Source organism: Campylobacter sp. LMG 7929, assembly GCF_024723595.1.
Lineage (GTDB): Bacteria > Campylobacterota > Campylobacteria > Campylobacterales > Campylobacteraceae > Campylobacter_D.
In genome coordinates this window covers 15,000-28,366 of record NZ_JANQCY010000016.1, presented here as the reverse complement: position 1 = coordinate 28,366, position 13,367 = coordinate 15,000, and the positions used below count along the sequence as shown (strand labels likewise).

Sequence of the window (13,367 nt, the reverse complement as noted above, 5' to 3'; positions counted from 1 at the left end):
TATAATTAGACATTTAAAGAAAATTTGTTTTAGGGAAATAATGGAAGGAGTTGTAGAATAATATAGAACAGGAGATATAAGAGGATAAAAAACTCCAAAAATTTTAGCAAGGCTTTTAAATTTTTGCATAAAACATATTTAACTATAAAGTTAAAATGCTTGTTTTGCCAAAATAATATACGGTTTTAACCAAATAATTCCATAGCGTCTTTGTATGCACTAACCAACGAAGCTAAAGTAACAAAACCACCGATAATTAAAAAAATCATTTCGATTTTTTTTCTTTTATTCTCTTTTATTTTTTCTTTTTTATCTTCCTCTTGATTTTGTTCAATATGCAAAATATCAACAAGATTTTCTATCTGGATTTTAAGCTCTTGATGTTGTTCTAAAATAACGTAATATTGAAATATAATTTTCCATATTGCATGTTTTTGTTGGTAGTTATAGTGCACTGGATTACTAAAAAAATACTTTAGATTAAAAACATAAAAATCTTTTTTAATATCAATAACATCATGATAATTTTCTTCATCTATAATACTTGAAGTTAAATTCAAGTAATACTCCATTTTCTCACGATAAGCCAAAGAAAGCGCAAACATAGTCATTGTATCGTTAAATTTACTTTCACAATTATTAAATCTAGCCTGAAATAAAAAGCCTTTTTCTGAAAACACAACTTTAATATCTAGATTATCATAACAATTTGATTTATCTATTTTTAATGTAGAACTACCTCTTAATAGTTGCGATATTTTACCATCATTCATATTTTCATCGGTATATACAACTATATGATCTAACACACCTTTTTTAAATTGACAATACTCTTGACTTACCGAGACTCCGTCTTTTATACATATAATACATATATCAAAAATTTTATATATTAATATTGTATCTTTGGCATACTTTTGATCTTCTATATTGGTGTAAATTTCTAAATTTTGAGTCAAAAAGGTATGAAAAAAATCTTTTGTTCTTGTATCTTCTTTAAATTTATCCTTGCAAAAATTTTCAATAATTTTAACTTGATATATATTTACCACAGCATCTTCCTAGTTTTGTAATATTATAAATTTAATTTATGTTATAAATATGACTAAGATGAATCGCGAAACTTAAATACTTAAAAGAGTTTTAAATTAGTGGTGCGGATGAAAGGACTTGAACCTTCACGCATTGCTGCACCAGATCCTAAGTCTGGCGTGTCTGCCAATTTCACCACATCCGCAAAAGTGGTACGCTCAAGAGGATTCGAACCTCTGACCTACGGCTTAGAAGGCCGTTGCTCTATCCAGCTGAGCTATGAGCGCATAAAAATAAAAGTAACAATAGGCTTATGGTGCGCCCGATAGGAATCGAACCCATAACCTACAGATCCGAAGTCTGTCGCTCTATCCAGTTGAGCTACGAGCGCTGATGGGGTGAGTGATGGGAATCGAACCCACGACCCTCAGGACCACAATCTGATGCTCTAACCGACTGAGCTACACTCACCATTTATAAAAATGGTCGGGGTGAAAGGATTCGAACCTTCGGCCCCTTGGTCCCAAACCAAGTGCGCTAACCAGACTGCGCTACACCCCGATGTACAAAAATAAAGCGTTATTTTACATAAAAAAATATTAAAAGTCAAGATAAAAAATATTTAGCATAAAAAATGCTAAATATTTTAAGAATTATTTGTTTGTTTTTTTTGTGAAATGATATTTAAAATTTCAACTATCAAAGAAAAAGTCATAGCTGTATAAATATATGCTTTATCTATATGAATATCAAAACTTTCACATACCAAAACAAAGCCTATCATTACTAAAAATGCCAAAGCTAAGATTTTAATACTTGGATATTTTTCCACAAAATCTGCAATTGGTTTAGAAGCAAAAAGCATAACTAAAACTGCAACAATAACAGCAATAATCATAATCTCTATATCTTGAGCAATGCCCACAGCAGTAATAACACTATCAAGAGAAAATACTATGTCTATCACGGCTATTTCAGCTACTACAACCCAAAGTTTATTGCTAATTTTTATATTGCTTTGACTTTCCTCTTGGTGCATTATACTTTCTTTAATTTCCTTAATAGACTTAACTATTAAAAACAAACCTCCAAGCAAAAGCACCAAATCCCTACCTGAAATTTCATTGCCTAATATACTAAATAAAGGCGCAACAAGCTTCATCACCCAAAATAAAGACAATAACAATAAAATTCTAGTAATCATCGCAAAGGCAAGACCTAGAATTCTACCCTTATCTCTATGTTCTGGTGGTAATTTAGAAACTAAAATCGCTAGAAAAATGATATTATCAACACCTAGTACAATCTCCAAAGCTGTAAGAGTAAGTAATACTACCCAAGCATCTACACTAAAAATCCATTCAAACATTTACTTTCCTTAAACAAAAAGCGTAATTATAATGATGAAAAATTAATCATTTTCAAAAATTTTTACAATGGTTTCAGGTAAAAGTATATGTTCGAGCTGGTGAATTTTATCTTCAAACTCTTCAAAGCTTAGTTTAGCTTTTTCAAACGCCTTTTGTGCAATGATTTTACCACCATCAAGCTCTTCATTAACCCAATGCACACTAATGCCTGCTACTTTCATATCACTTTCATAGCTTTCTTTGATAGCATGGGCACCTTTAAATAAAGGAAGCAAAGAAGGATGAAGATTAATAGCTTTTATATTTTGAGTGAAAATAGGACTTAAAATTCGCATAAATCCTGCCAAGATGGTCAAATCTGCTTGACTTTCTTTTATAATTTTTACTAATTCTGCATCAAATTCTTCTCTTGAAGTAAATTTTTCATGTTCTATGATTTTAGTATCAAGGTTATATTTTAAAGCTCTTTGTATGCCATAGGCTTCTTTTTTATTGCATACACACAAAACCACTTCAAAGGTATTTTTACCAAAAGTTTTTTTATGTAATTTTTCTAAAATATTTTCCAAATTGCTTCCATTACCACTAAATAAAACTGCTAATTTTATAAGCATTTTAACCCCTTTATTAATTTTAAAGCATCAAAACTAATTTTATTTTTCTTATAATTTTTAGCTACTAAAGCATGAGCTAATACTGCATTTTTAGCAGCTTCTAAAGCATTAAATTTAGCTCCAAGTAAAGCTGCTATCATGCCACTTAGCACATCCCCACTTCCACCTTTTGCCAAAGCTTCATTGCCACAATTTACTACAAAAAGTTTTTCTTTTTGAGCGATGATGGGGTTAGCCCCTTTTAACACCAAAGCACATTGGAATTTAGAACTAAATTTTCTTGCATAAAAAAAGCGTTTGTTTTGAATTTCTTCTACACTTACATCCTCATTAAAACAAAGTTTTAAAAGCATAGAAAACTCTTTAGGATGAGGGGTTAAAACAACATCTTCTCTATCAAGATAAGAAAGTAATTTTTCACTTTGAAAGCAATTTGCATCTAAGATTAAAGGAATGTTTTTTAATCTTTCATCTTTTAAAATACTTAAATCATCAAGTCCCATACCTATAGCAGCTGCATTTATTTTGCCTTCAATATCATCTTTTAGCATAATCAAAGGCGAAAAGCTTTCTTTAGCCACTAAAGACACAAGCCCCGCTCCAAACCCTAAAGCACCAAGTCCAGCTAAAGTACCCGCGCTTTTATTGGCAAAAATATAAACATGGCCAAAATCACCTTTATTTGAGTTAGCCTTTTTTGTAATGAGTTTTAAATCTTTTTTTTCTAGTAAAAAGCTTGAAGTATTTTGCATATAAGGTTTTAAACCCAAATTCGCAATTTTAATTTTACCTACAAATTCTTTTGCGAAATCTTCTAATAAAATTTCTTTAATTACCCCCATGCAAAGAGTATAATCAGCCTTAAAATATAGCTCTTGTCCAAGCCCGCTAGGAATATCACAAGCTATTTTTAAAGCCTTACTTTTAGCAATTTTTTTAAAAATTCTTTGCAAATTTTCATCTAAAGCTTTATTTAAACCACTTCCAAAAACACAATCAACTATGATGTCAAAATCTTTAAATTTAGGTTCTTTTTTTAAGAAATTAAAACCTATATTTTTTAAAATTTGCTCTTGCTTGGTAAACACTGTACTTTTTTTATATGGTACAGTATAAGCAAAAGCTTTTTTTAAGTGTCTAATGGCCACAAGTCCATCAGCTCCATTTCCACCAGTACCAAGCAAAAATAAAATTTTAGCATTTTTTATGTTTTTACTTTTTTTCTTAATAAAATTTGCAAGCTCTATGCCTGCATTTTCCATCATTAAAAACTCATCCAAACCTTTTTCAACAAGCTCTTTTTCATAAGAAATATTATCTTTAAATACTACTTTCATCGCTCATCTCACATTTTATAAGCTTTTGGGTTTTAGCGCCTAGCTCTTTAAGTTTTATCACTCTTGAAGCGATATTTCCACTTCCATGAGTAAGCTTTGTTTGCATATTATCTACATTTGTGTTTAGTCTTTTGATGTTTTCTTTGATTTTTTCAAAATCATCTAAAACACCTGCAAATTTATCATGAAATTTGCCAAGCTCATCAAAAGCTTTTAGGATATTTTCATTACTTTGTATATTTTTCCATGAAATATTTATCGTATTTAGTGCCATAAAAAGAGTGTTTGGTGTGGTTAAATAAACCTTTTTTTTGTAAGCGTATTGATAAATTTCAAGATCTACATTTAAAATCAAATCTAAGATATTTTGATAAGGTATAAAAAGCAAAACAAACTCATAAGTGTGTTTATCATACTGCATATAAGGCTTTTTGGCTAACTCATCAATCCTTGATTTTAGATTATAAGCTAAATCAAGGCAAGTGTTTTGACTAACATCTTCAAAAGCAAAATCACTTGGTAAAGAAAATTTTGCATCTATGATTATACTTTTTTGTTTATCTAAAAATACTACCGCATCAGGAATATAGGTTTTACCCTCATCTTGAAATCTCTCTTGCAATTTATACTGCACGCCCTCTACCAAACCACTATTTTCTAAAACTGATTTTAGTTGCAATTCTGCAAAATTACCACGAATTTTTTTATCGCCCTTTAAAATTTTAGCTAACTTATCTGCATTTTCTGTCATATTTTGGCTAAATTTAAACATATTATCAATATGAGTTTTAAGACTAACTTCATTTGAATTTAGTCTTTCATTGTATTCTTTAACGCTTTTTTTCACAGGCAAGAAAATTTCTTCTAAGATTTTTTTTGTATCCTCATTAAGCATAAGTTTGTTTTGGTTTAAAATACTAGCATTTTGTTTTTGTAAATTTTGCTCTAATTCTTGTTTTAATTCCACTAAACCTTGCTTGTATTTTTCTTCTAGTTTTATTAAAGTTTGAGTATATTCTTCTTTTAAATTTGCACGCTCTTTTAAATGTATATTTAAAAGTTCTTGCTGGGTTTGTTCTTTTTGAGCTAATTTTGCTTCTAAAGCCTCATTTTTAGATAAATATAATATTTTTTCATCTAAAAGTTTGGAATTTTTTTCTATGAGTGTGGTTTTTTCAAGCTCTAAATTAGCAAGTTGATTTTGCAAGGCTATATTGCTTTGGTTTAAAAACTCTAATTTTGCTTTTTCTTTTTGACTTTTAAACGCATACCATATAAAAGCTAAAACTACAATAGCTAAAAAGGCTATCAAGATATTTTCCATTTTTAAGCCTTTGTTTTTTCAATAAGAAAATAAATATTTTTTTCATTACCTTCTTTAAATTGTTTCATTTGTGGTAAAAACTCTTTTACCAATGCTCTAAAATTTTTAAAACCAAAATTTTGAGGGATAAAATTTGCGTGTTTTCTATTCATATTGGTGCGAATTTGAGCATATTCAGCACGGCCTTTTTCTTCTATTAAGGCTTCTGTGATATTGATTAAATCTTTGATATATTCTTTAGTGCTTAATACTTTTTCTTTAGATTCATCTTGATCTAAATAAAAAAATTCACTAAAAGAATTCACATAAGATTTTACAGCTTGTTTTAAACCCATACCTATAACTTGCTTTTTGCCTTCTTTAAGTCTTTGGATTAAACTAGTATAATCACTATCACTTGAAACAATGACAAAAATATCAATATCTTTTTCATAAAAAAAACTCATAATCTCAGTGATTAAGTACATATCACTTGAGTTTTTATTAGCTATAAAATTAAATTGTTGCATAGCGATGATAGAATATTGTGCGATTTGTTCTTTCCAATTTTGTATATTTTTTTGTGTCCAATCTCCATAAATTCGTTTTATAACAATTTCTCCATAATCAGAGGCGATATCAAAAATAGATTTTGCATATTTTGAAGGAATATTTTCTGCATCAATAAAGATCGCCACACTTTTGTTATCCATTTTTACTCCTATGTAGTTCTCATTCTAAAACTTAATGCTTTTAAAATATGAGTTTTTAAGATCAACTCACTTTGTTCTAAATCTGCAATGGTTCTTGCTACTTTTATGGTTTTATTTACCCCTCTTTGAGAGAGATTATATGAATTTATAGCCTTTTGTAAAATTTCATTCGCAGTAGAATCTAAAATACAAAATTGTTTCAGCTGCTCATCATTTAATTTAGCATTAAATTCTTCTTGTTTTCGTTGCTTTTGAAATAAAAATCCTTTAAAAACCATTTCACTCATCTGTTCAGAGCTTAAACTTGTTTTATCTTCATGCGAAATTTCATCCATAGCTACATAAAGATCAATTCTGTCTAAAATAGGAGATGAAATTTTATTTTTGTATTTTTTAATTTCTATCTCTTGGCAACGACATGCAAGACTTTTAGAAAATAAATTTCCACAAGGACAAGGATTTTGCGCACAAGCAAATAAAAATTTAGTTTCATAAATCACCTTGGTATTAACTCTTGAAATAAGAATTTTAAAATCCTCTAGCGGCTCTCTCAAACTTTCTATGATTTGTTTTGAAAAATGAGGAAACTCATCAAAAAACAAAACCCCTCCATTTGCAAGTGCTATTTCTCCTATCTTGGCATTTTTGGTTCCTCCACCAAAAATACTAGCCCTAGTACTTGTATGATGAGGACTTCTAAAAACCCTACTAGCACTAAAATCATCATCTAAAGAATTTAATGACTTATAAGCATTTTGGGCTAAAATTTCTTTCAAACTTTGTGGCGGCATGATAAAAGGAAGTCTTTTAGCACACATACTTTTACCACTACCTGGACTACCTTCAAATAAAATATTATGCATACCCAAAGCTGCTATTATACATGCAAATTTAGCATTTTCTTGACCCTTAACTTCTTTAAAATCATAAGGGTAAATAGAATTTTTTATATATTTTTGATTATTAATTTCTATGGCATTTTCAAATAAAGGATGAGCATTATTTATATGATAATTCTCATAATTTTTTTCTTTAAAAAAATCCATAGCTTGAGCTAAATTTTCCAAAGCATAGATTGTTAAGTTAGGTATCATCGAAGCTTTTTGTGCTATAGCTTTTGGTACTACTACTTTGGCGTTTTGTACTTTTACACTTAAAAAAAGCAAGATAGAAAATAAACTAGCAGTACTTTTAATACTACCATCTAAACCAAGTTCTCCAAAAACAAAAAAGTCATCTAAATTTTCTTTTTGAAATAAAATCAAAATCGCAATAGCCAAATCAAAATGAGAGCCATTTTTAGGGATATCTGATGGACTAAGATTGATAGTGATTTTTTGAGCTGGGAAATTGAAATTTTGACTTAGTAAAGTCGCCTTAACTCTTTCTGTGCTTTCTTTGATGGTAGAATTTGCAAGACCCACTATACTAAAACCTGGCAAACCTCTTGTGAAAGTTGATTCTACATCGATAATATCAAGCTCTGTAGAAAAACTTGCACATTTTAGTTTTTTCATTTGGTCTTTTTGGATTTTTTCTTAAAGTCTTTATCAAATTTTTGGCGTTTTAAAAAAGAAAGTTTTTCTATAAATAAATGCCCATCAAGATGATCAACTTCATGTTGAATAGCCACTGCTAAAAAATCATGTGCTTGCAAACTTTGTGGCTTGCCAAATCTATCTTGATAATCAAGTTGTATATTTTTATAGCGCATTACATCTTCATAAAAACCTGGTATGCTTAAACAACCCTCGTTACAAGAAATTTTTTCATCATCTAAAGGTGTTATAATAGGATTAATAATTTCTAAAAGAGTTTGTTTATCTTCTTTTTGCTCACCTTCTTCATCACCAATATCTACAAGCAAAGCTCTAATTGGCACATCAACTTGAATAGCAGCCAAGCCTACGCCCTTATTAGCTATCATTGTTTCATACATATCATCTAGAAGTATATGTAAATCTTTATCAAAATTTTCTACTTTTTTTGACTCTAAAAATAATCTTGGATTAGGATAGGTAATTATCTTTCTTATCATTTTTCTTTTTCCACTATTATAAAGGGTTCTAAATTTTTTCCTGAATCTTTTAAAGCTTCAATACATTTTTCTATTAATTCTTCACCCTTGCTATCTTGATTAACAGCACTTATAGCCACTTCAACATCTACATCTATTTCTTTATCTGCTAGGAAAAAATTTGAATTTTCTAAAGATTCTAAAATTTTATTACATATTTCTTGTGCTTTTTCTAAATTTGTATGAGAAATCATCATAGCAAAAATATTGTTTCCACAATGGGCTACTATATCGCTTGAAGAGACATTTTTACTAAAAATTCTACACACACCTTTTAAAAAAGCATTTTTTTCTTTTTGAGTATAAGTTTGCTCAAGAATTTCTTCTTTTACTCTAAAAAATATTAAGGAAGTATGATAATTATATTTTGCATTACTTTCAATGCTTTTTTCTAAATTTTCTAAAAAATATTTTTTATTATAAACTCCAAATTTAGAGTCAAAATCACTTTGCTCTTCTATATGTTTATAAGTTTGTCTAACCTCATCAAAACTTTCTTTAATCTCATCTGAATATTTATCTAAAATACTAGAAAATCTTGAAAGATCTGCTTCAAGAGCGTGAATTACATTAGAAACAGCTAAATTTCCTGTACTAATAGCAAGTTCTGAATTACGTCTTCTTAACATATCTTTAACTGTTTCAAGATGTCTATAAATCATAGCAATGTATTGCAATAATGCCGAAGTAGAACTAAAACTTTTTTTGATTTCTTGTTCTATATTTGCACGTTTGATACCATCGTCGTTTTGCTCAAATTCCATAATCTCGCTAACTTTTTTCTTAAAAGCTACCGGACGTTCTTCAAGCATTTTTTGAAAATAAACTCCATAATTAGTTGGTGTTGGAGGTACATTATCTTTTACAAGCTCAGTCAAAATAGACTTTGCAAATTTTTCAAATTCACCTCCACTAATTTTTTGAATTTTTGGAGCTTCTTTGGCTGGAGTTGGATCGCTACTTAAATTTAAATCAGCAAATAAATCATCATCTAACATTGCTATGCTTTTCCTTATTTAAAACTTTTTTCCAAAACCTTATCGATTAAGCCATATTCCTTAGCTTCTACAGCACTCATAAAAAAGTCTCTATCGGTGTCTTTTTCTATTTTAGAGAGTTTTTGTTTGGTGTTTTTAGCCAAAATATCATTTAAAATCGCTTTTAATCTTAGAATTTCTTTTGCTTGAATTTCTATATCAGTTGCTTGCCCTCTTGCACCACCTAGTGGTTGATGGATCATAATTCTTGAATTTGGCAGAGCAAATCTTTTCCCTGGAGCACCACAACTAAGCAAAAATGCACCCATTGAAGCAGCTTGACCAATACAAATAGTACTTACATCAGCTTTAATATAATTCATCGTATCATAAATACTAAATCCACTGGTTACAACCCCACCTGGTGAGTTAATATAAAGATAAATATCTTTTTGAGGATCTTCAGCCTCTAAAAACAAAAGCTGAGCTACAATAGAAGCAGCAAGATCATCATTGATCTCGCCACTTAGCATGATAATTCTATCTTTTAAAAGTCTTGAATAAATATCATAACTTCTTTCGCCCCTGCTTGTTTTTTCAACCACATAAGGTATGTATGAGCTCATTATTTTTCACTTTCTTTTTCAGTTTTCTTTTTGTCATTTTTTTTGAAAATATCAGCAAAAAGTTTTTCTTCGATTAAAGACATTTTAATAGCAGGCAATGCACCTTGTTTTTTGTAATTATCTAAATGTTCTTGCGGGTTAAAACCATATCTATAAGCTTCAAAATAAATCGCTTGGATTAATTCTTGATCGCTTACTGTAATATTTCTAAGTTTTGCTAGCTCGTCTATAATGAAAGTTAATTTTACGCTTTTTTGTGCATCTTCTTTAAAACTTTCTCTTTTTTCTTTATATTTAGCCTCATCTTTAAATTCTTTTAATTCTTCTTCGCTTAAAGTTCTCAAAGAGCTTCTAAATTGCATATCTGTTTCTTGCTCTACTATATTTCTTGGTAAAACAAAGTCAAACTTAGCTACCAAAGCTTCTGCAAATTGATTTTTAAGCTCATCATTGATAAGTTTAAAGATTTTTTCATTTTTTAGTTGTTCTTTTAATTTTGCATCTAATTTTTCAACACTTGGTTCTTTTTCTTCAGGTAACAAGCTTTTTAAAAGCTCTTCATTTAACTCAGGTAATTTAAGTTCTTGAATTTCATGAATTTTTACTTTAAATACCGCATCTTTTCCTGCTAAATGCGCTGCACCATATTCTTTTGGAAAAGTTACATTAATATCTTTTTCCTCACCTGCTTTTAAACCAATCATACCTTCTTCAAATCCTGGTATGAATTGTTTTGAACCAATTTCTAAAACATAATTTTGAGCTTTTCCACCATCAAAAGCTTTACCATCAACAAAACCTTCAAAATCAAATTTAGCAAAATCGCCTTCTTTTAAAGCTCTTGCTTCTTTAATCGCTTCAGGAGTAGCAAATCTTTTTAATAATTCTTCTTTTTTTGCATCAATTTCTTTTTGAGTTACTTTTGGTGTATTATAAGTTGGAATTAGTTCTTCATATCCATCTAATTTTACTTCTGGTCTAAAAGATAATACCATTTGAGCCTCAATAGCACCATCTTTTCTATCAAATTTTTCAAAATATGGCTCACCTACTAAATCTTTAGCCTCTTTTTTAACTTCTTTTAAAGCACCATCTACAGCATTTCTTAAAAGATCTTGCTCCGCATCTCTTGTAAGCTCTTTTTCATATCTTTTAAGTATAGCAGCAACAGGAACTTTTCCTGCTCTAAAACCATCCATTTTCATAGTTTTAGATGCTTTTTTAGCTAATTTTTCAACTTCTGCTTTAATAGCTCCTTGAGCAATTTTCACAGTAGTATTTGCATTTGCAAAATCAATTAGTTTTGCTGTAACTTCCATAATATTTTCCCTTTTTAAATAAAATTTTTTGATAATATACCAAAATTTTCCTTATCACTTTATATAAAAATAAAAATATGTTAAAATTTTAATTTTTGATGGAGAAAAAATGCAAGAAAAATTTGAACAATCAGTAAAAAATATGTTAGAGATTATTGGGGAAAATCCACAAAGAGAAGGGCTTTTAAAAACTCCTACTAGAGTTTTTAAGGCTTTTGAATTTTTAAATAGCGGTTATAAACAAGATCCAAAACAAATACTAAATGATGCTTTATTTGAAAGTTCAAACAATGAAATGGTTTTAGTAAGAGATATAGAATTTTATAGTCTTTGTGAACATCATCTTTTGCCTTTTTTTGGGCGCGTACATGTTGCGTATATACCAGATAAAAAAGTCGTAGGACTTAGTAAAATTCCACGCCTTGTAGAAGTTTTTGCAAGACGCTTACAAATTCAAGAACAACTCACAGAGCAAATCGCAGAAGCACTAATGGAACATGTAGGTGCAAAAGGCGTTGGGGTAGTTATTGAAGCAAGACATATGTGTGTTGAAATGAGGGGGGTGCAAAAGGCAAATTCTACTACTAGTACTTCAGCATTAAGAGGTAGCTTTTTAAAAAGTGAAAAAACAAGAAAAGAATTTTTCACTTTAATTAACTCAGCAAAACAGGTTAGATTTTAATGGGTTTAGAAAAACTTCGTAGCAAAATTGCTTCACAAAATCTTGCCAGTGTTTTTGGACAAATTACTAAAATTTCAAGCACTAGTATAGAAATAAATGGCTTAAAAACTAGCATAGGTGATATCATTAAAATAGTTTCTAGTGAAGATGAGAGTAAAGAAGCTATGGCTATGGTGGTAGAAGTAGATGAGAATTTAAGCTATTTAAGTCCTTTTGGCTTTGTAGAAGGTTTTAAAATAGGTGATCGTGCTTTTATTAACGATGCAGGTATGCAAATAGGAGTTAGTGATGAACTTTTAGGAAGAGTGGTTGATCCTTTTATGCGACCAAAAGATGGCAAAGGACCTATTGAGGCGAGTAAATTTATGCCTATTATGCGTGCACCTATTGATGCAATGAAACGAGGTTTGATAGAGGAAGTCTTTCCAGTAGGAGTTAAAACAATAGATGCGCTTTTAACTTGTGGGATAGGACAAAAGCTTGGGATTTTTGCAGGAAGCGGGGTTGGTAAATCAACCCTTATGGGAATGATAGTAAAAAATTCCAAAGCTCCGATTAAAGTGATAGCTTTAATCGGTGAGCGCGGTAGAGAAATTCCTGAATTTATACAAAAAAATCTTGGTGGTAAACTTGATGATACTGTCATCATCGTTGCAACAAGTGATGATAGTGCGCTGATGAGAAAATACGGAGCATTTTGCGCTATGAGTGTGGCTGAGTATTTTAAAGAACAAGGCAAAGATGTGTTATTTATCATGGATAGTGTAACGCGTTTTGCTATGGCTCAAAGAGAAATAGGTCTAGCTCTAGGTGAACCTCCTACAACAAAAGGTTATCCACCAAGTGTTTTAAGTCTTTTACCTCAGCTTATGGAACGCGCAGGAAAAGAAGAAGGCAAAGGAACCATAACAGCTTTTTTTACCGTGTTAGTTGATGGAGATGATATGAGTGATCCAATAGCTGATCAAAGTAGATCCATCCTAGATGGGCATATAGTGCTTAGTCGCGAACTTACTGACTTTGGAATTTATCCACCTATAAATATACAAAATTCAGCCTCAAGGGTTATGGGTGATATTATTAGTGATGAACACAAACTAGCTGCTAGAAAATTTAAACGTTTAAATTCTTTGCTTAAAGAAAATGAGGTTTTACTTAGAATTGGTGCTTATCAAAAAGGCACTGATAAAGAACTTGATCAGGCTATCGCTAAAAAAGACTTTATGCAACAATTTCTTAGTCAAAATCCTGAAGAAAGTTTTGAATTTGAAGATACTATCAATATGCTAAAAATGATTGATACACAATAATTGGAAT

13 protein-coding genes and 5 tRNA genes are annotated in these 13,367 nt (G+C 30.0%); 2 read left to right on the top strand and 16 right to left on the bottom strand.

What is annotated here, in order from left to right; translation table 11 throughout:
- Positions 1-185 precede the first annotated feature (185 nt).
- The 16 genes from CAMP5118_RS07305 to tig all read right to left on the bottom strand — a co-directional run bounded on the left by CAMP5118_RS07305 (position 186) and on the right by tig (position 11,368).
- Positions 186-1,052 carry a hypothetical protein gene (locus tag CAMP5118_RS07305; protein ID WP_337216974.1) on the bottom strand — a complete coding sequence of 289 codons (867 nt, stop codon included), beginning with the start codon at positions 1,050-1,052 and terminating at the stop codon, positions 186-188.
- A gap of 100 nt (positions 1,053-1,152) precedes the next feature.
- A tRNA-Leu gene (locus tag CAMP5118_RS07300) sits at positions 1,153-1,237 on the bottom strand.
- Positions 1,238-1,242: 5 nt separating this feature from the next.
- Positions 1,243-1,319 (bottom strand) — tRNA-Arg (locus tag CAMP5118_RS07295).
- A 27-nt stretch (positions 1,320-1,346) separates the two neighbouring features.
- Positions 1,347-1,423 (bottom strand) — tRNA-Arg (locus CAMP5118_RS07290).
- Between the two features lie 3 nt (positions 1,424-1,426).
- A tRNA-His gene (locus CAMP5118_RS07285) sits at positions 1,427-1,503 on the bottom strand.
- Between the two features lie 12 nt (positions 1,504-1,515).
- Positions 1,516-1,593: transfer RNA gene (locus CAMP5118_RS07280), tRNA-Pro, on the bottom strand.
- Between the two features lie 85 nt (positions 1,594-1,678).
- Entirely contained in the window at positions 1,679-2,401 is a 723-nt protein-coding gene (locus CAMP5118_RS07275) for a TerC family protein (RefSeq protein WP_337216973.1), read from the bottom strand.
- A gap of 42 nt (positions 2,402-2,443) precedes the next feature.
- A complete protein-coding gene (gene purN, locus CAMP5118_RS07270; protein WP_337216972.1) occupies positions 2,444-3,016 on the bottom strand; it encodes a phosphoribosylglycinamide formyltransferase in 573 nt (190 codons plus the stop codon).
- Entirely contained in the window at positions 3,007-4,353 is a 1,347-nt protein-coding gene (locus tag CAMP5118_RS07265) for an NAD(P)H-hydrate dehydratase (protein WP_337216971.1), read from the bottom strand. Before CAMP5118_RS07265 ends, purN begins: the two co-directional genes overlap by 10 nt.
- Entirely contained in the window at positions 4,337-5,677 is a 1,341-nt protein-coding gene (gene rmuC / locus CAMP5118_RS07260; RefSeq protein ID WP_337216970.1) for a DNA recombination protein RmuC, read from the bottom strand. The genes CAMP5118_RS07265 and rmuC overlap by 17 nt, the downstream gene beginning before the upstream one ends.
- Before the next feature lie 2 nt (positions 5,678-5,679).
- Positions 5,680-6,369: an NYN domain-containing protein gene (locus CAMP5118_RS07255; protein WP_039627173.1), complete on the bottom strand. Its 690-nt coding sequence runs from the start codon at positions 6,367-6,369 to the stop codon at positions 5,680-5,682.
- Between the two features lie 8 nt (positions 6,370-6,377).
- Complete coding sequence (locus CAMP5118_RS07250) at positions 6,378-7,886, bottom strand: YifB family Mg chelatase-like AAA ATPase (protein ID WP_337216969.1); 1,509 nt, start codon at positions 7,884-7,886, stop codon at positions 6,378-6,380.
- Complete coding sequence (gene def / locus CAMP5118_RS07245; RefSeq protein WP_257904743.1) at positions 7,883-8,407, bottom strand: peptide deformylase; 525 nt, start codon at positions 8,405-8,407, stop codon at positions 7,883-7,885. Before def ends, CAMP5118_RS07250 begins: the two co-directional genes overlap by 4 nt.
- Complete coding sequence (locus tag CAMP5118_RS07240; protein ID WP_263664077.1) at positions 8,404-9,444, bottom strand: GGDEF domain-containing protein; 1,041 nt, start codon at positions 9,442-9,444, stop codon at positions 8,404-8,406. The genes def and CAMP5118_RS07240 overlap by 4 nt, the downstream gene beginning before the upstream one ends.
- Before the next feature lie 14 nt (positions 9,445-9,458).
- Entirely contained in the window at positions 9,459-10,049 is a 591-nt protein-coding gene (gene clpP, locus CAMP5118_RS07235; protein ID WP_087699173.1) for an ATP-dependent Clp endopeptidase proteolytic subunit ClpP, read from the bottom strand.
- A complete protein-coding gene (gene tig, locus CAMP5118_RS07230; RefSeq protein WP_337216968.1) occupies positions 10,049-11,368 on the bottom strand; it encodes a trigger factor in 1,320 nt (439 codons plus the stop codon). Before tig ends, clpP begins: the two co-directional genes overlap by 1 nt.
- Positions 11,369-11,477: 109 nt before the next feature.
- Between tig and folE the strand changes: the two genes are divergently transcribed.
- Both folE and fliI read left to right on the top strand, forming a co-directional pair.
- Positions 11,478-12,050 carry a GTP cyclohydrolase I FolE gene (folE, locus tag CAMP5118_RS07225; protein ID WP_012662169.1) on the top strand — a complete coding sequence of 191 codons (573 nt, stop codon included), beginning with the start codon at positions 11,478-11,480 and terminating at the stop codon, positions 12,048-12,050.
- Positions 12,050-13,360, top strand: coding sequence for a flagellar protein export ATPase FliI (gene fliI / locus CAMP5118_RS07220; protein ID WP_337216967.1), 1,311 nt, complete (start codon positions 12,050-12,052; stop codon positions 13,358-13,360). Before folE ends, fliI begins: the two co-directional genes overlap by 1 nt.
- Positions 13,361-13,367 lie beyond the last annotated feature (7 nt).

Excerpts from the sequence above, each read along its gene's own strand:
- folE (WP_012662169.1), top strand. The coding sequence starts at position 11,478 with ATGCAAGAAAAATTTGAACAATCAGTAAAAAATATGTTAGAGATTATT.
- tig (WP_337216968.1), bottom strand. The coding sequence starts at position 11,368 with ATGGAAGTTACAGCAAAACTAATTGATTTTGCAAATGCAAATACTACT.
- def (WP_257904743.1), bottom strand. The coding sequence starts at position 8,407 with ATGATAAGAAAGATAATTACCTATCCTAATCCAAGATTATTTTTAGAG.
- purN (WP_337216972.1), bottom strand. The coding sequence starts at position 3,016 with ATGCTTATAAAATTAGCAGTTTTATTTAGTGGTAATGGAAGCAATTTG.
- CAMP5118_RS07255 (WP_039627173.1), bottom strand. The coding sequence starts at position 6,369 with ATGGATAACAAAAGTGTGGCGATCTTTATTGATGCAGAAAATATTCCT.
- CAMP5118_RS07265 (WP_337216971.1), bottom strand. The coding sequence starts at position 4,353 with ATGAAAGTAGTATTTAAAGATAATATTTCTTATGAAAAAGAGCTTGTT.
- fliI (WP_337216967.1), top strand. The coding sequence starts at position 12,050 with ATGGGTTTAGAAAAACTTCGTAGCAAAATTGCTTCACAAAATCTTGCC.
- clpP (WP_087699173.1), bottom strand. The coding sequence starts at position 10,049 with ATGAGCTCATACATACCTTATGTGGTTGAAAAAACAAGCAGGGGCGAA.
- CAMP5118_RS07240 (WP_263664077.1), bottom strand. The coding sequence starts at position 9,444 with ATGTTAGATGATGATTTATTTGCTGATTTAAATTTAAGTAGCGATCCA.
- CAMP5118_RS07250 (WP_337216969.1), bottom strand. The coding sequence starts at position 7,886 with ATGAAAAAACTAAAATGTGCAAGTTTTTCTACAGAGCTTGATATTATC.
- CAMP5118_RS07275 (WP_337216973.1), bottom strand. The coding sequence starts at position 2,401 with ATGTTTGAATGGATTTTTAGTGTAGATGCTTGGGTAGTATTACTTACT.
- rmuC (WP_337216970.1), bottom strand. The coding sequence starts at position 5,677 with ATGGAAAATATCTTGATAGCCTTTTTAGCTATTGTAGTTTTAGCTTTT.